Annotated in this window: 25 protein-coding genes; 8 read left to right on the plus strand and 17 right to left on the minus strand. The window is 64.0% G+C overall.

The features are described from left to right. Nucleotides 1–268 precede the first annotated feature (268 nt). Both FN835_RS06745 and FN835_RS06750 read left to right on the plus strand, forming a co-directional pair. The gene (locus FN835_RS06745) at nt 269–1,561 is read left to right on the plus strand and encodes a M23 family metallopeptidase (protein WP_142662440.1); all 1,293 of its coding nucleotides are present in this window, start codon (nt 269–271) and stop codon (nt 1,559–1,561) included. Further along, entirely contained in the window at nt 1,551–2,057 is a 507-nt protein-coding gene (locus FN835_RS06750; RefSeq protein ID WP_142662441.1) for a bactofilin family protein, read from the plus strand. The genes FN835_RS06745 and FN835_RS06750 overlap by 11 nt, the downstream gene beginning before the upstream one ends. Before the next feature lie 165 nt (nt 2,058–2,222). Here the strand turns inward: FN835_RS06750 and coaD are convergent, their stop codons facing one another. From coaD to FN835_RS06765, 3 genes are all read right to left on the minus strand, one after another. Continuing rightward, on the minus strand, nt 2,223–2,717 hold the full coding sequence (coaD, locus tag FN835_RS06755) for a pantetheine-phosphate adenylyltransferase (protein ID WP_142662442.1): 495 nt from the start codon (nt 2,715–2,717) through the stop codon (nt 2,223–2,225). A 111-nt stretch (nt 2,718–2,828) separates the two neighbouring features. Further along, nucleotides 2,829–3,266: a CBS domain-containing protein gene (locus tag FN835_RS06760; RefSeq protein ID WP_142662443.1), complete on the minus strand. Its 438-nt coding sequence runs from the start codon at nt 3,264–3,266 to the stop codon at nt 2,829–2,831. 70 nt (nt 3,267–3,336) lie between these two features. Further along, nucleotides 3,337–4,257: a LysR family transcriptional regulator gene (locus FN835_RS06765; protein WP_142662444.1), complete on the minus strand. Its 921-nt coding sequence runs from the start codon at nt 4,255–4,257 to the stop codon at nt 3,337–3,339. 105 nt (nt 4,258–4,362) lie between these two features. On the opposite strand from FN835_RS06765, the gene FN835_RS06770 reads away from it, so the two are divergent. Then, on the plus strand, nt 4,363–5,862 hold the full coding sequence (locus FN835_RS06770; RefSeq protein ID WP_142662445.1) for a CoA-acylating methylmalonate-semialdehyde dehydrogenase: 1,500 nt from the start codon (nt 4,363–4,365) through the stop codon (nt 5,860–5,862). A 56-nt stretch (nt 5,863–5,918) separates the two neighbouring features. On the opposite strand, the gene FN835_RS06775 is transcribed toward FN835_RS06770, so the two are convergent. Next, a complete protein-coding gene (locus FN835_RS06775) occupies nt 5,919–7,349 on the minus strand; it encodes an NCS1 family nucleobase:cation symporter-1 (RefSeq protein ID WP_142662446.1) in 1,431 nt (476 codons plus the stop codon). 217 nt (nt 7,350–7,566) lie between these two features. On the opposite strand from FN835_RS06775, the gene FN835_RS06780 reads away from it, so the two are divergent. The 3 genes from FN835_RS06780 (at nt 7,567) to FN835_RS06790 (ending at nt 9,902) form a co-directional block, all read left to right on the plus strand. Continuing rightward, nucleotides 7,567–8,574, plus strand: a complete 1,008-nt coding sequence (locus tag FN835_RS06780) for an enoyl-CoA hydratase/isomerase family protein (RefSeq protein WP_142662447.1) — start codon at nt 7,567–7,569, stop codon at nt 8,572–8,574. Further along, on the plus strand, nt 8,571–9,446 hold the full coding sequence (gene mmsB / locus FN835_RS06785; protein WP_142662448.1) for a 3-hydroxyisobutyrate dehydrogenase: 876 nt from the start codon (nt 8,571–8,573) through the stop codon (nt 9,444–9,446). The genes FN835_RS06780 and mmsB overlap by 4 nt, the downstream gene beginning before the upstream one ends. A gap of 195 nt (nt 9,447–9,641) precedes the next feature. Further along, nucleotides 9,642–9,902 (plus strand): hypothetical protein, encoded by a 261-nt coding sequence (locus FN835_RS06790; protein ID WP_142662449.1) that lies wholly within the window; start codon nt 9,642–9,644, stop codon nt 9,900–9,902. On the opposite strand, the gene recN is transcribed toward FN835_RS06790, so the two are convergent. The 13 genes from recN to FN835_RS06855 form a co-directional block, all read right to left on the minus strand. Continuing rightward, nucleotides 9,903–11,546 (minus strand): DNA repair protein RecN, encoded by a 1,644-nt coding sequence (recN, locus tag FN835_RS06795; RefSeq protein ID WP_142662450.1) that lies wholly within the window; start codon nt 11,544–11,546, stop codon nt 9,903–9,905. It lies immediately after the preceding gene. 6 nt (nt 11,547–11,552) lie between these two features. Beyond that, nucleotides 11,553–12,398, minus strand: a complete 846-nt coding sequence (locus tag FN835_RS06800) for an outer membrane protein assembly factor BamD (RefSeq protein ID WP_142662451.1) — start codon at nt 12,396–12,398, stop codon at nt 11,553–11,555. 153 nt (nt 12,399–12,551) lie between these two features. Next, entirely contained in the window at nt 12,552–13,490 is a 939-nt protein-coding gene (gene lpxC, locus FN835_RS06805) for a UDP-3-O-acyl-N-acetylglucosamine deacetylase (RefSeq protein WP_142662452.1), read from the minus strand. Between the two features lie 240 nt (nt 13,491–13,730). Next, on the minus strand, nt 13,731–15,389 hold the full coding sequence (gene ftsZ, locus FN835_RS06810; protein WP_142662453.1) for a cell division protein FtsZ: 1,659 nt from the start codon (nt 15,387–15,389) through the stop codon (nt 13,731–13,733). Between the two features lie 217 nt (nt 15,390–15,606). Beyond that, complete coding sequence (gene ftsA / locus FN835_RS06815; protein ID WP_142662454.1) at nt 15,607–16,941, minus strand: cell division protein FtsA; 1,335 nt, start codon at nt 16,939–16,941, stop codon at nt 15,607–15,609. 21 nt (nt 16,942–16,962) lie between these two features. Next, nucleotides 16,963–17,994: a cell division protein FtsQ/DivIB gene (locus FN835_RS06820; protein ID WP_142662455.1), complete on the minus strand. Its 1,032-nt coding sequence runs from the start codon at nt 17,992–17,994 to the stop codon at nt 16,963–16,965. Further along, the gene (locus FN835_RS06825; RefSeq protein ID WP_185958606.1) at nt 17,982–18,905 is read right to left on the minus strand and encodes a D-alanine--D-alanine ligase; all 924 of its coding nucleotides are present in this window, start codon (nt 18,903–18,905) and stop codon (nt 17,982–17,984) included. Before FN835_RS06825 ends, FN835_RS06820 begins: the two co-directional genes overlap by 13 nt. A gap of 122 nt (nt 18,906–19,027) precedes the next feature. Next, the gene (murB, locus tag FN835_RS06830; protein ID WP_142662457.1) at nt 19,028–19,948 is read right to left on the minus strand and encodes a UDP-N-acetylmuramate dehydrogenase; all 921 of its coding nucleotides are present in this window, start codon (nt 19,946–19,948) and stop codon (nt 19,028–19,030) included. A 55-nt stretch (nt 19,949–20,003) separates the two neighbouring features. Further along, nucleotides 20,004–20,366, minus strand: coding sequence for a hypothetical protein (locus tag FN835_RS06835; protein WP_142662458.1), 363 nt, complete (start codon nt 20,364–20,366; stop codon nt 20,004–20,006). 4 nt (nt 20,367–20,370) lie between these two features. Continuing rightward, nucleotides 20,371–20,631, minus strand: coding sequence for a DUF2484 family protein (locus FN835_RS06840; RefSeq protein WP_142662459.1), 261 nt, complete (start codon nt 20,629–20,631; stop codon nt 20,371–20,373). After that, nucleotides 20,628–22,055: a UDP-N-acetylmuramate--L-alanine ligase gene (murC, locus tag FN835_RS06845; protein ID WP_142662460.1), complete on the minus strand. Its 1,428-nt coding sequence runs from the start codon at nt 22,053–22,055 to the stop codon at nt 20,628–20,630. Before murC ends, FN835_RS06840 begins: the two co-directional genes overlap by 4 nt. Next, the gene (locus tag FN835_RS06850; RefSeq protein ID WP_142662461.1) at nt 22,052–23,140 is read right to left on the minus strand and encodes a UDP-N-acetylglucosamine--N-acetylmuramyl-(pentapeptide) pyrophosphoryl-undecaprenol N-acetylglucosamine transferase; all 1,089 of its coding nucleotides are present in this window, start codon (nt 23,138–23,140) and stop codon (nt 22,052–22,054) included. The genes murC and FN835_RS06850 overlap by 4 nt, the downstream gene beginning before the upstream one ends. Continuing rightward, a complete protein-coding gene (locus FN835_RS06855; RefSeq protein WP_142662462.1) occupies nt 23,137–24,306 on the minus strand; it encodes an FtsW/RodA/SpoVE family cell cycle protein in 1,170 nt (389 codons plus the stop codon). The genes FN835_RS06850 and FN835_RS06855 overlap by 4 nt, the downstream gene beginning before the upstream one ends. Before the next feature lie 196 nt (nt 24,307–24,502). On the opposite strand from FN835_RS06855, the gene FN835_RS06860 reads away from it, so the two are divergent. Both FN835_RS06860 and FN835_RS06865 read left to right on the plus strand, forming a co-directional pair. Next, on the plus strand, nt 24,503–25,366 hold the full coding sequence (locus FN835_RS06860; RefSeq protein WP_142662463.1) for an ATPase: 864 nt from the start codon (nt 24,503–24,505) through the stop codon (nt 25,364–25,366). A gap of 1 nt (nt 25,367) precedes the next feature. After that, nucleotides 25,368–26,294 (plus strand): homoserine O-succinyltransferase, encoded by a 927-nt coding sequence (locus FN835_RS06865; RefSeq protein ID WP_142662464.1) that lies wholly within the window; start codon nt 25,368–25,370, stop codon nt 26,292–26,294.

A 26,294-nucleotide genomic window follows, 5' to 3' on the forward strand; every position in this document is an offset into this window, starting at 1 on the left:
GCACTGATACGGCTGCGCTTTCCCGCAATACATTCGGCGCTTGCCGGGGTTTTCTAGAAAAACAGCGCATCGCCACAATTCGCGTTAAAGGCGAATACCGGCGGTTATCCACTGGCCTTACACGCTATGATCGGCGTCAATCCGCGCAGTGTGACAGCATATATTTCAGCGATGTTGCGCTTTCGTCACAGGTCGGATTTATGAGGCATCAGCCGCGCCTGCCTTTGCCCGGCCCAAGCTGCGTAGCAAACAAAATGGACCAGGGACATTGCGCATCACTCATAGCCTGAATTCAGTGCTCGAGCGCTGGTTGCCGGAACAGCGACTCTTCCTGAAATCGGACGACACGACGCGCTTCGTCAGGCTCAGCCCCTCGACGCAGCTTGTGGCGTTGGGTGGAACCGCCGTGGTGTTTGGCTGGACGATCATCGCAAGCTCGATCCTAGCCATTGACGCCGTGACCGCACATGGCACGCGCGATGAAAGCCGCCGCTCGCAGGATGCGTTCGAACAGCGGCTGACCGACCTGTCTACCGAACGCGACAACCGCGCAGCCGAAGCCGCAGCCGCGCAGAACCGCTTTTCGGTCGCGCTGGATCAGGTGTCGCGGATGCAGTCGCAGCTGCTGGAATCCGAGGCGCGCCGCCGCGAGTTGGAGACCGGGCTGGGCGTGGTGCAATCCAGCCTGCAGGCCGCCGTCAAGGAACGCAATGACGCCGTGACCCGTCTGACCGAGGCGGGAGAGGCTGCGCCCGTCGCGCGCACCGCCGAATTGCAGGCCGCGCTGGACATCGTGTCGGGCGAACTCAGCAAATCCGCCACCGACCGCGCCGATGCCGTGCGGCTGGCCGCAGATGCCAAGCGCGTCGCTGATGCGGTCACGCTGGAACGCGATCAGATCGTCGCCCGCAACGACGAAATCCTGAGCCAGGTCGAGGATGCCGTCAGCATCTCGGTGAAACCGCTGGATCAGATGTTCCGCAGCGTCGGCATGAACCCCGACGAGGTGCTGAGCACCATCCGCAAGGGCTATTCCGGCGAGGGTGGCCCGCTGAACCCGATCAGCTACTCCTCCAGCGGGGATGCCGACATCACGCAGGGCGAAGCCAAGGCGAATGAAATCCTGATCACGCTGGATCAGATGAACAGCTATCGCATTGCGGTCGAAAAGATGCCGCTGGCGATGCCGGTCAAATCCGCCTTCCGCTACACCTCACCTTTTGGGCGTCGCTGGGGACGCGCGCATGAAGGCATCGACATGGCCGCGCCGGTCGGCACCGACATCTTTGCCACTGCCGATGGTGAAGTGATTTTTGCTGGCTGGCAAAGTGGTTACGGCAACCTGATCAAGATCAGGCATGAGCTGGGCACCGAAACCCGCTATGGCCACCTGTCCAAAATCAAGGTGAAGGTGGGCCAAAAGGTATCGCGCGGCAGCCTGATTGCTGCTATGGGCAACACTGGCAGGTCGACCGGGCCGCATCTTCACTATGAAGTTCGCGTGAACGGTCGCGCCGTGAACCCCATGACCTTCATCAAGGCGGCCCAAAATGTTTTCTAAGACCCGTGTCACTGAACCCGGCCCGCGCAATCAACCCGCGCCCGAGCCGGAAACCGCGCGCAGCTTTGACACGAGCTATGACGTTCCGGCGTCGGCTGCGGCCCCCCGCACGCGCACGGCGCCGTCCGTGCTGGCCGCAGACCTGACCGTCACCGGCAATATAAAGACGCAGGGCGATATTCAGGTCGAAGGCACTATCGAAGGTGACATCCGCGCCCATCAGCTGATCGTCGGCGAAAGCGCGACCATCCGTGGCGAGATCGTGGCCGAGGAGGTCGTGGTGAACGGTCGCGTCATCGGTCGCGTGCGCGGCCTGAAAGTGCGCCTGACCGCCACCGCCCGCGTCGAAGGCGACATCATCCACAAGACCATCGCCATCGAATCCGGCGCGCATTTCGAAGGTTCGGTGCAGCGTCAGGAAGACCCGCTGGCCAATGGCGTGACGCCCAAGCTGGCCCCGCCTGCAGCGGCCCCCAAGGCTGCCGCAGACGAATAATCCGACGCATCGGTGGAAACGGTATAAGGCGGCCAATGGCCGCCTTTTTCATGTCGTGGGATCTTCCGGCCCTTGATCCGGCATCGGGTCTGGCAAGGGCGGCCGGTCGGGATCGGGGATCGGGCGCGGCTCTGGACCTGCTGGCTTTGAGCGCATCGCCTTACCCTATACCGGATAGCGCGTTTTCAGCGCATCCGCGACCGAAGGGGTCACGAATTTCGTCACATCCCCACCCAGCCGCGCGATTTCCTTGACCAGTTTGGATGCGATGGCCTGACGACGCGCATCGGCCATCAGGAACACCGTTTCGATATTGGCGTCCAGCGCACGGTTCATGCCGACCATCTGGAATTCATATTCGAAATCCGCCACCGCGCGCAGGCCGCGCACGATCACCGTCGCACCCACGTCGCGGGCGCAGTCGATCAGCAGATTTTCGAACGGATGGACAAGGATTTCGCCGCCCACCCGCTCGGTGACGGCCACGCATTCACTGCGCACCATCTCGACCCGTTCATCCAGATCGAAAAGCGGCTTCTTGTCGCGATTGATCGCCACGCCGATCACCAGACGATCGACCAGCGCCATGGCGCGCTGGATGATGTCCAGATGTCCCAGCGTGATCGGGTCGAAGGTGCCCGGATACAGACCGATACGCATGGTCTCGCCTCCCTCTCTCAACGGCTGGCGCAGCGAAACAGCTTTTGCCGCGCGATTGCAAGGGGCTGCAAACCCTTGATACGTCGCCTGTGACTTTGGTCGGGCCGGGCCTTAGTTGCCCATGATCATGCCGGTCAGGGCTTCCTTTTCCGCCGCCAGCTCCTTGAGACGGGCCGAAACCGCGTCCCCGATGGATACGATGCCCAGCATATGGCCGCTTTCATCCACGACCGGAAGGTGGCGGAACCGGCCCTGCGTCATGCGATTCAGGATCTCCAACGCATCCTCGCCGGTCGAGCAGGTCATCAGCTTTCGGGTCATCAGGTCGCTGATGGGCTGGTCCAGAACGGCCGCGCCGCGTTTGCCCAATTCGCGCACGATGTCGCGTTCCGACAGGATGCCTAGCGGGATCTTTCCATCCTCGGATACCACGATCGCACCGATGCGCTTTTCGGACAGCAGTTTCGCGGCATCCGCCACGGTCACGTCCGGGGCGACCGTGAAGATTTCGCCGCTGGCTTTCATCGACAGGATCTGGTTCACAAGCATCGCAACTCCTCCTTATCGGGCTGGCATCGGGCTGCCCATAGGGTCAGCGTTGCCGCAACCCGTGCTTGCGTCAAGTCCGCCGTTCGGCCGATGCCTCAAGGGTTGCAAGCTGTGTCTCAAGCCGCGCAACCTCGGCCCTGATCCCCTGCCCCAAGGCATCCGCCAGCCGGTTCATCCGCTGCGAGCGTCGGTCGTCAGCATAGCGCACCAGCCAGAAGCTGCGCGTCAGCGACACCTGATCGGTCAGCAGCCGCCGCACGCCGGGGTGAAAGGGAATCGCAAAGTCATGCACGATCCCAAGTCCCGCGCCCGCCCGGATCGCCTGCATCTGGACCGACACCGAGTTCGAGGTGAGCTGCGCGAAATCAACCCCTGTCTCGGTCATGTAATCCAGCTCGCGGTCAAAGATCATGTCGGGGATATAGCCGATCATGCGATGTGCCCGCAGGTCGCTGCGGTCGCGGATCGGTGGATGGGCCGCCAGATAGTCGTCATGCCCCGCCAGATGCAACCGGTAATCCGTTAGGCGCTGCACCACCAGCCGCCCGGCCTGCGGCTGCGACACGGCGATTGCCATATCCGCCTCGCGCCGCGACAGGCTGAACATGCGCGGCAGCGCGACGATCTGCAGTTCCAGCCCCGGATGCGCCTCGCATAGTCGGGCGCAGACCTGCGGCAACAGATAATTCGCGCAGCCATCCGGCGCGCCGATGCGCAATTGCCCCGACAGATCGCCCGGCCCCGACAGCGCCTCGGCGGCCACGCTTAGCGCCTGTTCGGCGGTTTCCGCATGGGGCAGCAGCCGCTCGCCCTCGGGGGCCAGCGCATAGCCTTGCGGGGTCTTGACGAACAGCTTGGCGCCCAGCCCCGCCTCAAGCCGCGCGATGCGCCGTCCGACGGTCGAGGCATCGATGCCCAGCCGCCGCCCCGCACCCGACAGACTGTCGGCACGGGCCACCGCCAGAAAGATGCGCAGGTCGTCCCAATCCATCGCCACCCCTTTGCAGAAATGCAAAACGCTTTTGCCAGACTTCCTATTTATCTGGCAATGCTGCAAGTCTAGGATTACGCCCAAGCAAAACCTCGGGAGGCTTTCATGGAAGAACTTTCGCATTGGATCGACGGCAAAGAGGTCAAGGGCACCTCGGGCCGCTTCAGCGATGTCTATAACCCCGCCACCGGCGAAGTCATTGCGCGCGTGCCGCTGGCCACCGCAGCCGAGCTGGACGCCGCCATACAAAGCGCCGCCCGCGCACAGGTCACCTGGGCCGCGACCAATCCGCAGCGCCGTTCGCGCGTGATGATGAAGTTCGGCGCGCTGATCAACGACAACATGGACAAGCTGGCCGAGCTGGTCAGCCGCGAACACGGCAAGACGCTTCCCGATGCCAAAGGCGACGTGCAGCGCGGTCTTGAGGTGATCGAGGTCTGCATGGGCGCGCCTGCGATGCTCAAGGGCGAATATACCGACAATGCCGGCCCCGGCATCGACCTTTACGCCATGCGCCAGCCGCTGGGCGTGGTCGCGGGCATCACGCCCTTCAACTTCCCGGCCATGATTCCGCTGTGGAAGATGGGTCCGGCGCTGGTTGCCGGAAACGCGATGATCCTGAAACCGTCCGAGCGCGTGCCCTCGACCTCGATCCTGCTGGCCAAGCTGGCGCAGGAAGCGGGACTGCCCGATGGCGTCTTGCAGGTCGTGAACGGTGACAAGGAAATCGTCGATGCGATCCTTGACCATGACGTGATCCAGGCCGTGGGCTTTGTCGGCTCGACCCCCATCGCGCAATATATCTATGGCCGCGCGGCATCGAACGGCAAACGCGCGCAATGCTTCGGCGGTGCCAAGAACCACATGCTGATCATGCCCGATGCGGACCTGGACAAGGCCGCAGACGCCCTGATCGGCGCGGGTTATGGCGCGGCGGGCGAACGCTGCATGGCGATTTCCGTGGCGGTTCCGGTCGGCCAGAAAACCGCCGATGCGCTGATCGAACGTCTGGTGCCGCGGATCGAAAAGCTGAAGGTCGGCCCCTATACCGGCGGCGACGATGTGGATTTCGGCCCGGTCATCACCAAGGCGTCGCAGGACCGCATCAACCGCCTGATCGCGTCGGGCGTGGATCAGGGTGCGGAACTGGTCATCGACGGCCGCGACCTGAAGATTCAGGGCTATGAGAACGGCTTTTTCTGCGGCCCGTCGCTGTTCGACCGCGTGACCCCCGACATGGAGATCTATCGCGAAGAGATCTTCGGCCCGGTCCTGACCACCGTGCGCAGCGACAGCTATGAAGACGCGCTGAAGCTGGTGATGGATAACGACTATGGCAATGGCACGGCGATCTATACCGCCGATGGCGACACGGCGCGCGATTTTGCCAGCCGCGTCAATGTGGGCATGGTCGGCATCAACTTCCCGATCCCGGTGCCGCTGTCCTATTACAGCTTCGGCGGCTGGAAGAAATCGGCCTTTGGTGACCTGAACCAATACGGCCCCGATGCCTTCCGCTTCTATACCAAGACCAAGACGGTCACGGCCCGCTGGTTCTCGGGGATCAAGGATGGTGCTGCGCTGAACTTCAAGGCGCTGGACTAAGGCACAGCCTTGGCGCCCCGCCCGGCCCTAAATGGGGCGGGCGGGGCGTTCTTGCCTTAACGATCCGAGGCGCGCAGCAGGTAATAGCACCCGCCCCCGATCGCGACCCCGAAGAACCAGCCATAGGTTCCCCACCACGACGGCAGGATCGAGGTGAAGGTCGGCAGGATCGACGAAAAGATCATCCCCACGATCAGCGCGATGAACGCCTTGCGATGCCAGCCGTTCTGGAACCGGAATTCGCCATGCTCGTCATAAAGCGCCGCCACATTGATGACGCCTTTGCGGATCAGATAGTAGTCCACCATCATGATCCCGAAGATCGGCCCCATGGTGGACCCGATGAAGTTCACGAAATGCGTGGCATTGGTTTCCCACGGTGCCCAAGGGTAAAGCACCAGCGCGATGATCGCCGCGATGACGCCGCCACGCTTGAAGCTGATATGTTTGGGCATGGTGTTGGAAAAGTCGAAGGCTGCGGATACGAAGTTCGCCACCACGTTGATCCCCAGCGTCGCCACCGCGAATGTCGCCGCCGCCAGCAGTGCAAGGAACCAGCTGTCGAACTTGGCGCTGATCTGGTCGGGATGCAGCAGCACCTCGCCATAGACATGCCATGCAGCGGTGGTGGTGACGCCTGCGACCAGACAGAATGCCAGCAGGTTCACGGGCAGCCCCCATGCATTGCCGATCCTCAGGTCACGCTCGGATTTGCAATAGCGGGAAAAGTCGCAGAAATTCAGGTAAAGCGCCGCGAAATAGGTGATCCAGGTCGCGGCCACCGCCGTCAGCGTGACAAAGCTGCCGGGTGTGCCGGGAACCCCTGCCGCGCGGGTCGCCTCCAGCAGGACTTCCTGCGGGATTTCCTCGCCAAAGCTGAAGGTGCCGGATTTGATGACCAGATAGATCGCAAGGATCAGCATCATCACCCAGACCGCAGGCCCGGCCCAGTCCTGAAAGCGGCGCACCGTCTCCATCCCGTTCTGGATGATCAGCAGCTGCGCGCCCCAGACCAGCAGATAGCAGATCACCTCCAGCGTCGAATGACCCAGGAAATGGCTGGTCTGGTGGAATTCCAGCATCGCGGGATTGCGCAGCAGCAGCGCCACGATCGCACCCGAAGCGGCAGCGCTTTGCGCCCCATACCAGAAACAGGCGACCACCGCCCGGATCAGCGCCGGAGCGTTGGCGCCGAACGTCCCGAAGCTTGCGCGGGCCAGCACCGGGAACGGCACGCCGGTCCGCACGCCGGCCAGCCCCACCATCTGCATCAGCGCATAGATCACCAGCGACCCGATGCCGATGGCCAGCACGAAGTTCACCAGACTGCCACACAGCAGAAACAGGCTGGCGGCCAGATAATAGCCCCAAAGGCTGTGAACGTCCGAAGTCCAGACGTTGAAGATGGAAAACGCGCCCCATTTCCGGTCTTCGGCCGGGGCAAGGTCTTCGTTGTAAAGGGCTGGAGAAGGATTGTTGATCTGCATGACGTCCCCACGTTCACTGCACCCGCCTTATGTGGCGGTAAAGTAATGGTAAGCCCGCATCGTTTTGCCGCGAAGGAAATTCCGGCACTTGTCATCTGCCCGTCGCATGTGGTGCAAAATTCGCGCAACAATCGCCACAGGGATAGGCGCGGGCATGGAAACAGGCAGCAGCTTCGCCAGTTGCACCCCAAGCCCACGCAAGGAGGAACAGGCACTTATGTCAGACATGATCATCCGCAAGGAAGGCCGCGCCGGTCGCATCACCTTTGACCGCCCGCAGGCGCTGAACGCGCTAAGCCACGCTATGGCGCTGGAAATCCATGCCGCGCTTGGCGGATGGCGCGACGATCCTGCGGTGTCTTTGGTCATCATCGACGCTGCAGGGGATCGCGCCTTTTGTGCAGGGGGCGACATTGCCGCCGTCTATCGCGCGGGCCTTGACGGGGATCATCAGGTCGGGCGCGATTTCTTTCGCGACGAATACCGCATGAACGCCCGCATCGCGGATTACCCCAAGCCGGTCGTGGCCTTGATGCAGGGTTTCGTGATGGGCGGCGGCGTCGGCGTCGGCGGTCATGCCAGCCACCGCATCGTCGGTGACAGCACGCAGGTCGCCATGCCCGAGGCCGGGATCGGGCTGATCCCCGATGTGGGCGGCAGCTGGCTTTTGGGCCACGCGCCGGGACGAGTGGGCGAATATCTGGGCCTGACATCGGCGCGGATGGGGCCGGGCGATGCGATCTTTGCAGGCTTTGCCGATACCTATCTGCCCGAGGCCGAATGGCCCGCGCTGATCAAGGAATTGACCCGGACGGGTGACACCGCCGCGATCAAGGGCAAGCCCCGCCCCACCGCCACGCTGGAGGGCGCGGACCTGTCCAGTTTCGGTGGGCGGACGGTCGATGAAATCATCGCCTCGCTTAAGGCGGCGGGCGATGATGCGGCGCTAAAACCATTGCTGCGTAACTCTCCGCTGTCGATGGCTGCGACGCTGGCACTGGTGCGCGCGGCGCGGGCCGATCTGGGGGTGCGTGACAGTCTGGCCCGCGAATACCGCTTCACCTATCGCGCGACGGCAGCGGGCGATTTTCTGGAAGGGGTGCGCGCGCAGTTGATCGACAAGGACCGCAACCCGCAATGGGCCGCCGACTCCAGCGACACGCATGTCCGCGCGATGCTGGCCCCCTTGGGTGACGACGATTTGAAATGGGAGGAGAGCCAATGAAAATCGGTTTCATCGGATTGGGCAATATGGGCGCCCCCATGGCGCTGAACCTTGCCCGCGCCGGACATCATGTGCGCGGCTTTGACCCCGCGACCGCGATGCCCGAAGGCGTCGATGCCGCATCCTCTGCCCCGGATGCCGCGCGGGGTGCGGATGTTGTGATCACGATGCTGCCGAACGGCAAGATCCTGCGTGATGTGGCCGCGCAGGTAATCCCCGCCATGCAGCACGGCGCGGTCTTGTGCGATTGCTCGACCGTCGATGTCGAAAGCGCGCGCGCCGTGGCCGAAATGGCCCGGCAAGCCGGGCTTGGCGCGCTGGACGCCCCGGTTTCAGGCGGGATCGGCGGGGCGGCGGCGGGCACGCTGACATTCATGGTCGGCGGCCCGGATGATGCGTTTGTCACCGTGCAGCCGTTGTTCGACGTGATGGGGCAAAAGGCCGTGCATTGCGGAACGGCGGGTGCGGGTCAGGCTGCAAAGATCTGCAACAACATGATCCTTGGCGTCACCATGATTGCCACCTGCGAGGCGTTCGCGCTGGCCGACAAGCTGGGGCTGGACCGGCAAAAGATGTTCGATGTGGTTTCGACCTCATCGGGCTATAGCTGGTCGATGAACGCCTATTGCCCTGCGCCCGGCATCGGCCCGCAATCGCCCGCTGATAATGGCTATCGCCCGGGTTTCGCCGCCGAACTGATGCTGAAAGACCTGCGGCTAAGCCAGCAGGCTGCCGAAGGGGCGGATGCCGACACGCCGATGGGCCAGCTTGCCGCTGAACTATATGCCCGCTTTGTCGAGGATGAAGACGGGAAGGGCCGTGATTTTTCCGCCATGTTGCCCCGGTTCGAGGCGCGTCAGCGGAAAGGCTGATGCGATAAGGCCACGCTTTTGCCCGATGCCCACACAAATGCCCGTGAGCATGGATCCAGATGAAAGTTGCAATCGTTGTCGGTGGGTAACCATTCATTAAGATCCGAGGCGTAACCTCTGCCAGCCATGAGACGCAGCCCGCGCAACATATCGATTGCCCTTGCCGTGATCAGCATAACGATCGCTACGGCGGGGGTGGCACAACAATCGAGCGCGCCGTTAAGCGCGCAGACCGCCATGCAGGATGTGGCGGTCAATCAGCCAGAACGTCCGCAGGTCGGCGAACGTATCTCGCCCGAAAACCTGCACCGCATCAGCAGACCAGGCCTTTACGGCATCAGCAAATCACCCGATGGCAGCGATTATGGCGTGCTGGAGGGGCGGCTGATCCGCTATGATCCGCATACGATGCAGGTGCAGTCGATCATCCGCGAAGTCGATCAGATACTGGATTGATCAGCCCTGCAACAAGGCGCGCGCGGCATCGCGGGCCGCCTTGGTGATTTCTTCGCCCGCCAACATGCGCGCGATTTCGTCCACCCGCTCGGTCCGGTTCAGCGCCGCGACATTCGACGTGGTCATGCCATCTGCGACCGATTTCGCTACGCGAAAATGATTGCCGCCAAGCGCCGCGACTTGCGGGCTATGTGTGACGACCAGAACCTGCGCCCCTTCGGACAGTCGGGCCAGCCTGCGCCCCACGGCATCCGCCGTCGCACCGCCGACGCCCCGGTCGATTTCGTCGAAGATCATCACCAGCGCATCATTGCCACGCGCCAGACAGACTTTCAGCGCCAGCAGGAACCGCGAAAGCTCCCCGCCCGAGGCGATGCGGTCCAACGGCCCCGCAGGTGCGCCGGGGTTTGTCGCCACGGTAAAGGCCACGGCATCGCACCCCTCGGGGCCCCCTTCCGCTACGGTCACAAGGGTTTCGAACACCGCGCGCTCCATCTTGAGCGGCGCAAGTTCGGCTGCCATCGCGGCATCAAGCCGCTTGGCAGCCGTGGTGCGCTGGTTGGTCAGAGCAGCAGCGGCAGTGCCATAGGCAGCGTCGGCCGCAGCCACAGCTTCGGTCAGGCGCACCAGATCGCCCGCGCCCGCATCAATGCGACCCAGACGGGCACGCAGTTCATCGGCAAGCCCCGCCAGATCGTCGGCCAACACGTCATGCTTGCGGGCCAACGCACGCAGAGCGAACAGCCGTTCCTCGGCAGTTTCAAGATCGCGCGGATCGAATTCCATCGCGTCCAGCGCGGCCTCGACGCCCGAAGCCGCCTCGCCCAATTCGATCAGCGCGCGCTGCAATGCGGCGGCCGGCGCTTCCAGCCGCCCTTCTGCGCGTTCGGCGGCATTGTCCAGCCAGCGCACGGCGTCCAACATCGCACCTTCGGCGCCTTCGGGTCCAAGCGCCTGCGCGGCACGGGCCACATCCTCGCGGATACGCTCGGCGCCTTGCATGGCGCGGCGACGGGTGTCCAGCTCGGCCTCTTCGCCCGGCTGGGGGTCCAGTTTGTCCAGTTCGGCAACGGCGTGGCGCAGGAACTCCTCCTCGCCCTTGGCGGCGGCCAGCGCGGCCTCGGCCTTGGCAAGCGCGGCCCGCGCATCGCGCCGGTCGGCCCATGCGGCACGCACGGGTGACAGGTCCACGCCCGCGAACGCATCCAGCAGCAGGCGATGACCGCGCGGGTTCAGCAGGCCGCGATCGTCATGCTGGCCATGCAGTTCCACCAGCGTTTCGGAAAGCGCCCGCAGCACCTCTCCCGAGGCGCGGCGGTCGTTGATCCAGCCGGTCTTGCGCCCATCGCCCGCATTGACGCGGCGCAGGATCAATTCGTCCGACACCGGAAAGCCCGCCTCGTCCAGCAGCGCGCGGGCGGGATGGTCGCCCGGCAGATCGAATACCGCGGTTACCTCGCCCTGCATGGCACCAGCGCGCACCAGATCGGCGCGCCCGCGCCAGCCCAGCACAAAACCCAGACAATCCAGCAGGATGGATTTCCCCGCCCCGGTTTCGCCGGTCAGGACGTTCAGGCCCGGCTGGAATTCAAGCTCCAGCCGGTCGATCAGCAGCATGTCACGGATGTCGAGATGCCGCAGCATCGTCGCTTACAGCCACTTGCCCTGAATGACCTGACGGTAAACCCGCGTCAGCCAGCTATCGCCACGCGCCTCGGGCTCTAGCCCGCGACCGCGCAATTGCTTGTAAGCATCGTCATAGAAGGGCGAGGACTGGAAGTTGTGGCCCAGAATCGCACCTGCCGTCTGCGCCTCATCGTTCAGGCCAAGCGCAAGATAGGCTTCGACCAGACGCATCAGCGCCTCGGGGGTGTGGGTGGTGGTCTGATATTCCTCGACCACGACGCGGAAACGGTTAATGGCGGCGGTGTAATGCCCGCGTTTCAGGTAATAGCGCCCGATCTCCATCTCTTTGGCGGCAAGATGGTCAAAGGCGAGGTCGAATTTCAGAATCGCGCTGCGGGCATATTCGGTGTCGGGATACTGCTCGATCACGTCGCGCAGCGATTGCAGCGCCTGGAACGTCAGGCCCTGATCGCGGCCCACTTCGTCGATCTGGTCGTAATAGGACAGTGCCAGCAGGTATTTTGCATAAGCCGCATCTTCGTCACCCGGATAGGTGTCGATGAAACGCTGGGCCGCGCCACGGGCTTCTTCGTAATCTTTGGCGCGGTGATAGGAATAAGCCTGCATGATCAGCGCACGCTTGGCCCATTCGGAATATGGGTAAAGCCGCTCGACTTCCGAAAAATAGCGCACCGCATCTTCGGGCTTGGCGCTGTTTTCCAGCTCATACTCGCCGCGCTTGTAGATTTCCTCAGCAGTGAAACTTTCGAGCGATTCGGGCGCCTTGCTGTTGTTCCCGCCACAACCGGCCAGAAGGCCGAGGGACAGGACCACCGCGACCAAGGAACCCGCCGATCTGATGCCCGCCATATTCTACCTGCCCGTCGTAATATTTTTCCGCCCCGCTGCCTGAACGCCAGCACGGCCCGGTCGTCCTAGCACAGAAATTCTGGCTGCGCAAAATGCCAAAACGCGGATTTTCCGACAGGATTGCTCACAAAGCCGAACACCGCCGCCCTAAAATCAGGCGACGGCGAGCTGGCGCAACGAATGCAGGTGGCTCGTGGCAGCCACGACACCTGCACCGGGCAGCGAACGCTGCATTTCGGGCGTGACCGTGACCCATTCCCAAGCGTCCGGCGTGGCAAACAGCGCGCGCAGCAGCTTGTTGGTCATCGCATGGCCCGCACGGTGGCCGGTATAGCGCGCCAGCAGCGGCGCACCGGCCAGCGCAAGGTCGCCCACCGCGTCCAGCATTTTGTGGCGCACGGCTTCGTCCTTGTGGCGCAGGCCGCCGGGCGACAGAATCTTGTCGCCATCGACCACGACCGCGTTCAGATAGGTCCCGCCAAGGGCCAAACCGTTTTTCTGCATCTGCACGACATCGGCCTGACGGCAGAAGGTGCGGCTGTCCATCAGTTCATGGACAAAGCTGCCATTGGCCATGTCCAGCTGCTTTTCCTGATGCCCGATCGCGGCATCGGCAAAGTCGATGTCGAAATGGATTTCCAGATGATCGGCGGGGGACAGGCGGGCAAAGCCTTCGCCATGTTCGACCTGCACCGCGCGCAGTACGCGGATCGCACGCAGGGGCGCTTCGGCCTGATAACGGATGCCTGCATCGATGATGCCCTGCACGAACGGCGCCGAGGAACCGTCGAGAATGGGCACTTCCGGGCCGTTCACCTCGACCACGGCATTGGTGATGCCGGTTCCGGCCAGCGCGGCCATGACATGTTCGACCGTCGAGACGGCGGCACCCTGCCCGTTATCCAGAAGCGTGCAAAGCTGCGACGGCGTGACGGCATTCCAGATCGCGGGGATCCGCGCGCCGTCCAGATCGCTGCGCACAAAGACGATGCCGTGATCCGCCGGAGCCGGCAGGATCGCAAGCCGCACCGCTGCACCCGAGTGCAGTCCTACACCGCGGAACTGGGCTTTCTGAGCAATGGTCGTCTGCATGGTCTTGCCTGCCTGAATCTTCGAATCGTTCTGCCGCCGGGACTTTGCCCTTTTGGTTTACGATGATGAGTTAGGCGCGGCCCCCCGGACTCTCAATTAACGAATTGTAACGGGGTGAAACAAAGCCGCCCCCTTGCAGGCAAGGTTTTGCTGCGCTGCGGCAAAATGCTGATATGTATAATGAAAAAGGACCGCCGAAGCGGTCCCTTTCGTGAAACATCCGAAAAACTTGTGATCGGATCAGTTCGCCTGGCGACGCAGGAATGCCGGGATTTCGACATTTTCATCGCTGCGATCGGGGCTTGCCAGATCGTCGAAACCGGCATCAAAGCCCGTATTGCGACGTGCGGCGACCCGTTCATTCACACGCTCGGCCAGCGTCGATGCTGCCGGTTTTTGCGCGGGCTGCTGCTGTTCGCCGTGGCCCGAGATACGCTCCAGCATCCGGCTAAGACCGCCCATGCGGCTTTGCACACGGCTGGCAACGTCCTGCGCGGGCTGGGCTTGCTGCGGCTGCTGCGGTGCTGCCGGAGCCTGCTGACGCGGTGCGGGCTGCTGTGCCGCAGCACCCTGCCCCGGTGCGCGCTGCACGGCTTGCGCCAAGCGCTGCATGACGGCATCCGACGGCTGGCCGGGTGCGGCGGCGGCGCGACGCGGCGCGACGAAGCCCGCGCCGTCGCCTTGCAGCGCATCGGCCTGGGACGGGGCTGCGGGACGTGCATCGGCGGGCTGATAGGCCGGACGGGGCATGTCATCATCATCACGCAGGGCGGGCTGCTGGATGCGGGCGGCGGGCGCTTCGGCCTGATCGGCTGCGGTCACGACGCGGCGCGGCGGGATCTGCGGCTCTTCCTCTTTCTGGGCGATGGTCGGATTCTGGGTCAGCGGATCCTTCATGCCACGACGCGGCGCGGGAACTTCCGCTGCCGAAGCGTCGATGCCGGTCGCCACGACCGAAACGCGGATCGAACCTTCCATCGAGGGGTCCAGCGTCGAGCCGACGATGATGTTCGCCTCGGGATCGACCTTTTCGCGGATCTTCTCGGCTGCCTCGTCCATCTCGAACAGGGTCAGGTCATAGCCGCCGGTGATGTTGATCAGGACGCCGCGGGCGCCGTTCAGGCTGATCTCGTCCAGCAGCGGGTTGGCGATGGCCTTTTCGGCGGCCTGCACGGCGCGGTTCTCGCCCGAGGCCTCGCCGGTGCCCATCATCGCCTTGCCCATCTCGTCCATCACGGCGCGGACGTCGGCGAAGTCCAGGTTGATCAGGCCGGGACGGACCATCAGGTCGGTCACGCCCTTGACGCCCTGATACAGCACGTCGTCGGCCATGGCGAAGGCTTCGGTGAACGTGGTTTTTTCATTCGCCAGACGGAACAGGTTCTGGTTCGGAATGATGATCAGCGTATCGACGACCTTCTGCAGCTCCTCGACGCCCTCGGCGGCCTGACGCATCCGCTTGGTGCCTTCGAACTGGAAGGGCTTGGTCACGACGCCGACGGTCAGAATGCCCATCTCGCGCGCGGCCTGTGCGATGATCGGGGCCGCGCCGGTTCCGGTGCCGCCGCCCATGCCGGCGGTGATGAAGCACATATGCGCGCCCATCAGGTGATCCACGATGTCTTCGATCGTCTCCTCGGCGGCTTGCGCGCCGATCGACGGTTTCGCACCGGCGCCCAGACCTTCGGTCACTTTCGGACCGATCTGAATGCGCGATTCCGCTTTCGAGGATTGCAACGCCTGCGCGTCGGTATTCGCGACGACGAATTCGACCCCCTCAAGCTGCTTGTCGATCATGTTGTTGACCGCATTGCCGCCTGCGCCGCCAACGCCGAAGACGGTGATGCGCGGCTTCAGTTCCTGTTCGTCGTTCAGCATCAGGTGGATCTGCCGTTCCATGTCTCGCCTGCCTTGTTTTCTGCGCCGGACATGGGCGTCCGGTCGAATCCCCGTGATAGGTTCAAGCCTATCCAGATTCTGCCTCAGCGTCACCCGAAAAACACAGACACGCCACAAAATATGGCGTTCTGTTAACCCTGTTTCGGCGGTATCTTGCCCATTCCCCAGCATCTGGTGGCGGGCCGCCCCACCACCACCGGATCAAGGCAGATTGCAACTACCAGTTGCTCTTGAACCAGCGATAAGCGCGCTTGAGACTGCGCGCCGGATAAGCCTCTGCAGGCATTTCGAAATCCCACCACTCGTCCTGCGGGTGGGCGGTCAGCAGCGCCAGACCGATGGCCGACGAAAAGCCCGGCGCAGTCGCGTTATGCGGGAGACCCTGGATGCGCAAAGGCCTGCCGATGCGGACGTTCTGGCCCAGCATTCGCGCCGCCAGAACATCCAGACCGGGGATCTGACTGCCGCCGCCCGTCAGGACGATCTGCCGCGAGGGCATGAATTCAAAGCCCGCCGCATCCAGCAATTCCGCGACTTTTTCCAGAATCTCCTCGACCCGCGGGCGCATGATGCCAATAAGGTCGGACCGGCTGATGCTGCGGCGGTCGGTTTCCCAATCCCCCGTCTCGCCGCCCAGTTCGATCATCTCGCGGTCGTCGCGGCCCGTCGCCTCGACCCCGCCATGCAGGGTCTTCAGCCGCTCGGCCACGGCATGGCTGACGCGCAGCCCCTTGGCGATGTCCATCGTGATCAGATCGCCGCCGAACCGCACCGCGTCGGCAAAGATCATGTGCTTCTTGATAAAGACCGAAACGCCCGTCGCGCCGCTGCCCAGATCGACGCAGGCCGCGCCCAGCTCCTGCTCATCCTCGACCAGCGCGGCAAGACCCGAGGCATAGGAGGCCGAGGCGACGCCCGCCAACTCCATGTCGCAGCGCCGGATGCAATGCACCAGATTGCCCGCCGCATCGCCGTCGATGGTCAGCACATGCATGTCCACCGCCAGTTTTTCGCCTGTATGTTCACGCGGATCGGACAGCCCCGAACGACCGTCCACGGCGAAATTCACCGGCTGCGCGTGCAGCACTTCGCGACCCCGCCCGAAATCAGGAACATCGCAGGCGGCCAGCACACGTGCGACGTCATCGGCGGCGACCTTGCCCGCATTCAGCCGGATTTCGCCCGCCAGCCCATAGGACGCAGGACGCGCGCCGGAAACGCAGGCGATGACATGATCCACGCGCACGCCTGCGACCTTTTGTGCCGACTGGATGACGGTGCGGATCGCGCGCTCGGTCTCGGCCATGTTGTCGATCTCGCCGAAGCGCATTCCGCGCGAACGGGTATGGGCGGTCCCGATCACGCGGAAATTCGACTGCCCCGCCATCGGACCGACACCATCGGTTTCGCGAAACTGGCCCGGCCCGTCGAATTGCAGGACAAGGCAGGCGATTTTCGAGGTTCCGATGTCCAGCACCGCGATCACGCCGCGCTGCATCGCTTGGCGGCGCATGTTGCGCATCGCACGCTGACCTTGATACAGATCCCTCATTTTCCCTGCCCTCTCAATGACCTAGCCGGTCTTCTTCGCGCTGCTTCCAGTCTTGTTCTTACCCGCAGGATCGGTCGCGGGGTCGATTGGTTTGCCGTCCGGGCCGATTTCCTGCTGCCCACGGGCGCGGCGGATGGCGTTTTGCGCGTCCAGCCCGATCTGCACCACGGGCCGCGACTGTTCGCGCAGGTCGATGACGGTGATGTCGCGTTTCAGCATGTCATTGGCGCGATCCGTCGCGATCACGTTTTCGAACGCGCGCAGCGCCCCGTCTTCGGGCAACTTGATGCGTTGGCCGCGATCCAGCACCACGTCCCAGCGGCGTTCGCCCACCCGCTCCAGACCGCGCAGGCGCGGCAGGATGGGACCGGCGGCGTCGATCAGGGCCAGCGCCTCAGTCGCGGCGCGGTTGGCGCCTTCGCCCGCGATGATCGGCAGATCGCTGCGCACATCGCGCGATGTGGCCGAGGCGACGCGGTGCCCGGTCTTGTCCAGCAGTTCGATCCCGCGCGCATGACGCCAAAGCACGGCGGGCACACGTTCCGTCACCACGGCGGACAGAATGCCGCCCGGCTGGATACGCAACTCAACCGCCTCGACAGCATCAAGCTTCAGCACACGTTCCCGCAGTTTTTCCAGATCAATTTCGAAACTTGAGGCAGGAAGATCCACGGGCAGCATCGCGCGCAGGCCCTTGTCAACGACTTCGGACGCGCCCTCGATCTCCATGCCGTGGACCATGAAGGCTTCACGGTGCTGCACACGATCGACCAGACCGTCGATGCTGCTGGACAGGTTCGCACGGCGCGTATCGTCGGACAGCCAGATGCCCGCCACCATCGCAGCAAGGAAAGCAGGCAGGCCGATTCGCACCAGACGGCGGATCAGCGGGCGTAGCATCATGCGGTTCAGGCGATAGGCCAGCCGCGACGGCGCAGGGTCGCGACGCGGAGCTGCTGCCTTGGCCTGCGGGGCGGGGCGCATGGGCGCGTGACGCACGGGCGCAGGCCGTCCGGGTTCCTGACCACGGGTGAATGGGTTCAGTCCCTGCACAGCGCCTCCTTTACGATCCAGTCGCAGAGGGCGGGGAAATCCATGCCGCTATGCGCCGCCTGCTCCGGCGCAAGCGAGGTGGGCGTCATGCCGGGCTGGGTATTGACCTCAAGAATGATCAGCCCGTCCAGACCGCGCGCCTCGTCCCAGCGAAAATCGGTGCGCGACAGGCCGCGACATCCCAGCGCGTCATGCGCGCGGACGGCGTAATCCAGACAAGCCGCCGTGATCTGGGCAGGAATATCTGCCGGGATGACATGGCGCGACCCGCCGGGCTTGTATTTGGCATCATAGTCATACCAGCCCGAAGTCACGATCTCGGTCACGCCAAGCGCACGGTCGCCAAGCACGGCGGTCGTCAGTTCACGGCCCGGCGCATAAGTCTCGACCATGACGCGGGCGGGCATCTTGTCGGAAAGCTGCGGCGGCGCGTTCGCACCGTCATACACGATATAGACCCCGACCGAGGAACCTTCGTCATTGGGCTTGACCACATAGGGCGGCGGCATCACATGGCGCTGACGCACCTCAGCGGCATCGGCGATCAGGCTTTCGACGACAGGCAGACCCGCTTCACGAAAGGCTTGTTTCGCACGGCTTTTGTCCATCGCCAAAGCCGATGCCAGCACACCTGAATGCGTATAGCGCACGCCCAGCCAGTCCATCAGGCCCTGAACGCAGCCGTCTTCGCCCCAGCGACCATGCAGCGCATTGAAGACCACATCCGGCGCGGCGGCAGCCAGTTGCGCAGGCAGATCCCTGCCCGCGTCGATTTCGGTGATTTCATAGCCCGCCTGCCGCAGCGCAACCGCGCACTCATGACCCGACGAAAGCGACACCTCGCGCTCGGCCGAGGGTCCGCCCATCAGGACTGCGACTTTCGGGGCTGTCCTGCTCGACCTGCCCGCCAATGTTTCTGCCTCATAGCCCCGGTTGATCCGGGTATTTCTATGCAGGCAGGATAGCCGTTCGGCCTTGATCGCAAAAGGGTCTTTTCGCGCGACGGGCGAAAATTTGCAGGCGAAAGGGCGGTTTACGGCTCGCCCACGCGGATGACTTCCCATTGCAGGTCGTGGCCCGAGCTTTCGCGCACCTTTTCGCGCACGAATTCGCCAAGCGCCTCAAGTTCGGCTGCGGTCGCGCCATCTGCATTGGTCAGGAAATTCGGGTGCTTTTCAGACATTTGCGCGCCGCCCAGCCGATGCCCGCGCAGACCCGCCGCGTCGATCAGCGACCATGCTTTCAGGTCATGCACGTCATCCGCCCGCCCGGTCGAAGAAAAGCCCGCCGGATTGCGGAAAGTCGATCCTGCGGTGCGGTCCTTGGTCGGCTGGCTGGCATCGCGGCGCGACAGCTGGTCATCCATCCTGGCCGCAAGTTCGGCGGGATCGCCCGCATCAGCGCGGAAGGTGGCTTGGGTCAAGACCCAACCTTCGGGGATTTCGGCATGGCGATAAGCCAGCTTCAGGTCGGCTGCGGCAATGTCCAGCATCTCGCCCCCGCGCGTGGCGACCCGGACCGAGACCAGATGATCGGCGACATAGGTGCCATAGCAGCCCGCATTCATGCGGACCGCGCCGCCGATGCTGCCGGGAATTGTGCGCAGGAATGTCAGGTCTCGTCCCGCCTCGGCCGCCTTGCGCGCGACATGGGCGTCCAGCGCCGCCGCACCTGCGGTCACGACATCGCTCTCGATCTGAATTGTGTTGAAGCCGCGGCCAAGGCGGATCACCACGCCCCGGATACCGCCATCGCGCACGATCAGGTTTGAGCCGACACCCATCGGAAACACCGCGACCGCCGGGTCCAGCGCGGCCAGAAACTGCGCCAGATCGTCTTGATCTGCGGGCTGGAACAGGTAATCCGCCGGACCACCAACACGCAGCCATGTCAGGTCGGCCAAAGAACGGTTCGGCGTCAGCGCGCCGCGCGGGGTCGGAAGCGGATATGTCATGGCGTGGTCCTAGTCAGCGGCGCGGGATGCGTCAACGGGCGTGCGGCGCGAAACCCTATTCGATGGCGGCGCAAAAGGTGCAGGCAGCACCCAACAGTGCAGTCACGATCAGATCCCAACTGACGGGCCAGTTGCGGCTGGGTATCACGCGAAAACGCATGGGGGCCTGAACGGTCAGCCAGCCGATCGTCAGCCCGGCTGCGGCGATCAGCATGATGATCATGCCCAGAACGCCAATGATCCCCGCCAGAAATCCGGCTGTCTTGGTTTCGCCGATCAGGTAGCAAGCGAGCGCCGCGCCCAAGGCCGTGCCGACGGGCAGCACGATGCGGCGGGGTTGCAGGCTTTGCGCCCTGCCGGCGCCGATCAGCGCGTAAAGGGCAAAAATCGTGATCGCGATAAGGGCCGCGATCTCCATTCGATCAAAGCGCCCCGCGGCGGCGGCGCATCGCATCCAGCGGTGGCCAGACCAGCACCGACAGGCCAAGCGCCAAGAACAGCACGCCAAAGCCCGGACCGCACAGATAGGTCAGCCAGCCCAGCACCGGCACGCCGCAGAACACCAGCCCCCAGACCGCCAAGTGGCGCCAGCTCAGCGCAACCAGCGGCAGCAGGCAGGCAAGCAAGGCCCAGATGGTCGCCGCGAGTGCCGCAACGCCGGGATGGTTGGCATATTGGATCACGCGGCTTTCTCCGACAGCCTTTCAGGTAGCGCATTGGCCCAGGTCGAGATGGTCCCCGCCCCAAGGCAGACCACCATATCGCCGGGGCGCGCCTGTTCGCGGACCAGACGGGCCAGATCGGCCTCATCGATCACGGCGCGGGCATGGCGGTGGCCGTGAGCGATCAGACCGGCCACCAGATCGTCGCGCGACGCGCCGGGGATCGGTTCCTCGCCCGCCGAATAGACTTCGGCGATGGCCACCACATCTGCTTCGTTGAAGCAGGTGCAGAAATCGTCGAACAGGTTCGACAGGCGCGTATAGCGGTGCGGCTGATGCACGGCGATGACGCGGCCCTTGGTCGCCTGACGCGCGGCCTTCAGCACGGCGGCGATTTCGACGGGGTGGTGGCCGTAATCGTCGATGATGGTGACGCCGTTCACCTCGCCCACGCGGGTAAAGCGACGACCGACGCCGCCGAATTTCGCCAGCGCGTCGCGGATCTGGGCGCGTTTCATGCCCAGATGGCGGGCAACGGCGACGGCGGCCAAGGCGTTCGAGACGTTGTGATCGCCGGGCATAGGCAGGGTGCAGCCCTCGATCACCGGGATCTCGCCATCGTTGATCTCGGCCTCGCCCTGCAGGGCGATGTCGAAATGCGCGATGCCGTTTTCATAGCGCAGATTGATCGCACGCACATCGGCCTGCGCGTTGAAGCCGAAGGTAGCGACGCGACGGTCGGTCAGCTTGCCCACCAGCGACTGCACCTCGGGGTGGTCGGTGCAGCAAACGGCCAGCCCGTAGAACGGGATGTTCGAGACGAAATCATGAAAGCCCTTGCGCAGCGCGTCGAAGCTGCCCCAGTGCTCCATATGCTCGGGGTCGATATTCGTCACGATAGCGATGGTCGCGGGCAGGCGGTTGAAGCTGCCGTCGGATTCGTCGGCCTCGACCACCATCCACTCGCCGGCGCCCGCCCGCGCGTTCGAGCCATAGGCGTGGATCACGCCGCCATTGATCACCGTAGGATCAAAGCCGCCCGCGTCCAGCAGCGTCGCCACCATGGTCGTGGTGGTCGTCTTGCCATGCGTCCCGGCAACCGCGACATTGGAACGCATCCGCATCAGTTCGGCCAGCATTTCGGCGCGGCGCACGATGGGCAGGCCACGGCGGCGGGCTTCCTCAAGTTCGGGGTTGCCCTTTTTGATCGCGGTCGAGATGACGACCACGCCCGCCTCGCCGATATTTTCGGCGCGCTGGCCCTCGAATATGGTGGCGCCCAAAGTTTCCAGCCGGTCGGTGATCTTGGACCGCTTGGCGTCCGACCCCTGCACGTCATAGCCCAGCGTCATCAGGACTTCGGCGATGCCCGACATGCCGATGCCGCCAATGCCGACGAAGTGAATGGGGCCAAGCTCGCCCGGAAGTTTGGTCGCTGCGTTCATCGCTGAAGTTCCGTTACCAGTTCTGCAAGGCGCTCGGCCGCGTCGGGGCGGGCGAGCGTTAGCGCCGCGGCTGCCATCTGGGTGGCGCGGGCGCTGTCGGAAAGAATTTCATGCATGTCGCGTTTCAGGCTGTCCGCGTCAAGCACGGATTCCGGCAGAACGCTGGCGGCACCGCTTTCGGCCAAGGCGCGGGCGTTGGCGCTTTGGTGATCGCCGGTGGCTGCGGCAAAGGGGATCAGGATGGCCGGACGCCCGATCACGGTGATGTCCGCGATCGAGGATGCCCCTGCCCGGCTGACCACCAGTTGCGCCTGCGCCAGCCGCTGCGGCACATCGTCAAAGAACGGCTTCACCTCGGCGCGGATACCGGCTTTCGCATAAGCCTCGGTCACGCGGATGCCGTCTTCGGCGCGGGCCTGATGGCTGACCGAAAGGCGCGGGCGCATGTCGTCGGGCAGATCCGCGATGGCCGTGGGCACGACGTCCGACAGCACGCGCGCGCCCTGACTGCCGCCGATGACAAGCACATGCAGCGTTTCATCGTCGGCGGGCCCGGCATAGGGCGCGCCCGCCTGATCCAGCACCGCCGCGCGGACTGGGTTTCCCGTATGGATGCCGGTCACGCCCGGCGGCAATTGCGTGGGCCATGTGCCGCATGCCACGCGGTCCACGCGGCGGGCAAAGGCCATATTGACGCGCCCCATGACGCCGTTCTGTTCATGGATCATGCGCGGAATGCGCAGGGCCAGCGCGGCGGACATGGCGGGAATGGTCGGATAGCCGCCAAAGCCCACGACAACGGCGGGCGGATCGGCCCGCATCCCGCGAATGGCCGACAGGACGCCCGCGCCGATGCGCAGGGGCACGGCCAGTTTCGCGACCGCCCCGCCCCGCGCCGTGGTGGCCGAGCTGACGATTTCGCGCGTCACCGCCTCGGGAAAGGCAGTGGCATAGCGCGCACCGCGTTCGTCGGTGGACAGCTTGACGCGCCAGCCGCGCGACAGCAGCACCTCGGCCAGCGATTGGGCGGGGAACATGTGGCCGCCGGTTCCGCCGGCGGCAATCAGGCAAAGCGGCTGGTTCACGAACGACCCCGTCCCAGAACGTCGCCCATCAGCCCCTGCGGACGCGAGCGGGTCAGCGCAAGCAGCATCCCCACCGCAATCCCCGATGCGATGACCGACGAACCACCATAGCTGACAAAGGGCAGCGTCATCCCCTTGGCGGGCAGCAGCCGCACCGCGACGCCCATATTGATCAGCGCCTGCACGCCAAAGGCGCAGGCCAGACCCGTGCCCGCGATCCGGGCAAAGGGATCGCGTTCGTCGCGCAGCCGCATCAGCGAACGAAACACCACCGTCATGTAAAGCGCGATGATCGCCAGCACCATGATCAGGCCGTATTCCTCGGCTGCGACGGCGATGATGAAATCGGTATGCGCGTCGGGCAGCGACCATTTGACCGAGCCTTCGCCGACACCCACACCAAAGAAGCCGCCTTCCTGAATGGCGTTGGTAGCATAGCCGATCTGGGTGCGCGGATCGACCTCGGCCGCCAGAAAGCCGTTGATCCGGCGGGCAAAGTGTTCGGAGGCGTTATAGGCGAAAAAGCCGCCCGCGACCGCCGTGCCCAGCACGCCGAACAAAAGCGTCAGCGGGGCGCCCGCGATGAAATACATCACGCACCACGAAAACAGCACCAGCGAGGCCTGACCGAAATCGGGCTGCAAGGCCAAAAGGATCACGACCGCCCCGGCAATGCCCGCCGAATAGCTGCGTCCGGGCGGGCCGCCCACCGACTGGCTTGCGGCCATGAACCAGGCGCAGATCGCGACGAAACAGGGCTTCAGGAACTCGGACGGCTGGACCGACATGCCGCCGGGCAGTCGCAGCCATCGCACTGCACCCTTGCCGAAGTCGGTGCCGATAAAGGGCAGCGCCAGCACGACCGCAAAGGCGACCATGAAGCCCAACACCCCGATCCGGCGCACCTGCTTGGGCGAGAAGGTCGAGACGATCAGCATCACCACCATCGCCATGCCGCCGAACACCGCCTGCCGCGAGACGTAATAGAATTGCGGAAGGTTGTTCTTTTCGGCCAGCGGCACGGATGCCGCCAGTCCCAAAAGAAGCCCCATCGCAAACAGTCCCAGCACACAGGCCAGCGACCATCGGTCCACCGTGCGCCACCAACGTGGAAGAATCGGATCACCAGCCCGCACGGGCGTGGTGCCAAAGACCATCTCGGTCATGGAAATACCGCCGTCACTGCCTCTGCCAATGCCCCGGATGGGGCTGCCCGTTTGCCGGGTCTGGGTCGAATCATAGCGCGATTGTGGCCTTGGCGCTACAGCGGAATCATTAATGTGCTGGCTCGATGCGGTTGACGGGCCTTTTATCTTGCGCGGCGGGCCTTTAACTATCGCCAGACCGCGCAAAGGATGGCCCATGCTTTACAAGACCCGCGCCGAATGGCTGTCTGCCCCGAAAAAGCGGGTGCTTTTCTTTGGCATGTCGGGCCTTGGCAAGACGTTTCTGGCCACCATGCTGCGCGGGTCCGGGCAATGGTTCCACTATTCGGTCGATTACCGCATCGGCACGCGCTACATGGGCGAACTGATCGCCGACAACTTCAAGCGCGAAGCAATGAAGGTGCCGTTCCTGCGCGAATTGCTGCTGTCGGATTCGGTCTATATCGCCAGCAACATCACCTTCGACAATCTGGCGCCGCTTTCGACCTATCTGGGCAAACCCGGCAGCGAGACGCGGGGCGGCCTGCCCTTTGACGAATACATGCGCCGTCAGGACCAGCATCGCATGGCCGAGATCGCGTCGCTGCTGGACAGCGGGCATTTCATCCGCCGCGGTCAGGAGATCTACGGCATTCCGCATTTCGTCTGCGACAGCGGCGGCTCGATCTGCGAGGTGGTGGACCCGCTTGCCGACAGCGACCCGGTGCTGGACGCGCTGTCCCGCGACATGCTGATGATCTGGATCAAGGGCAGCGACGCGCATACGGCCGAACTGGTGCGCCGCTTTGATCGCGCGCCAAAGCCGATGTATTACCAGCCCGAGTTTCTGGACCGCGCGTGGACCTCATACCGGGTTGAAAAGGGGCTTGAGGCCGAACAGGTCAACCCCGACGATTTCATCCGCTGGACCTATGCCCGCGCGCTGGCCCACCGCCAGCCGCGCTACGCCGCCATGGCCCGGCGCGGTGTCACCATTCTGGCCGAGGAAGTCGCCGAAGTCAGAACCCCCGACGATCTGAACGAACTGATCGCCAAGGCAATCGAACGAAAGGACGCCTGAGATGCCGATTACCCTGCCCAATGACCTGCCCGCCTTTGACATCCTGTCGAACGAAGGCGTCATGGTCATGTCGCCGGGTCGCGCGGCGATGCAGGACATCCGCCCTTTGCGCATCGGGTTGCTGAACCTGATGCCCAAGAAGATCCAGACCGAAAACCAGTTCGCCCGCCTGATAGGCGCGACGCCGTTGCAGATCGACTTTCAGCTGATCCGGATGTCGGACCACGAAAGCCGCAACACCGCCGCCGATCACCTGCAAAGCTTTTACCGCACCTTCCGCGAGGTCGAGGCCACCGGCGAGAAGTTCGACGGCCTGATCATCACCGGCGCCCCGATCGAGCATCTGCCCTTTGATCAGGTGACCTATTGGGACGAATTGACCCGCGTGTTCGAATGGACGCAAAGCCATGTGCATTCGACCTTTGGCGTCTGCTGGGGCGGCATGGCGATGGCGTGGCATTTCAACGGGCTGAAAAAGCATCCGCTGGACCACAAGGCTTTCGGCTGCTTCCGGCATCGCAATCTGGCCCCGGCCTCGCCCTATCTGCGGGGTTTTTCGGATGATGTGCTGGTGCCCGTCAGCCGCTGGACCGAGGTGCGCCAGGACGAGGTGGACGCAGCACCGGGCCTGCGCACGCTGATCGCCTCGGATCAGGTGGGCCCGTGCCTGCTGGAGGATGCGGGTCGGCGGGCGCTGTATGTGTTCAACCATTTCGAATATGACAGCACCACGCTGAAGGACGAATACGACCGCGACGTGGTGGCCGGCAAGGAAATCAACGTGCCGGTGAACTATTACCCGGACGACGATCCGCGTCTGGCGCCGACCAACCGCTGGCGCAGTCACGCGCATCTGCTTTACGGTAACTGGATCAACGAGATCTATCAGACCACCTATTACGACATGGCCAAAATCGGGGGCGAGTGA

The organism is Paracoccus laeviglucosivorans (assembly GCF_900182695.1).
In the GTDB taxonomy this organism is placed as follows: Bacteria; Pseudomonadota; Alphaproteobacteria; order Rhodobacterales; family Rhodobacteraceae; genus Paracoccus; species Paracoccus laeviglucosivorans.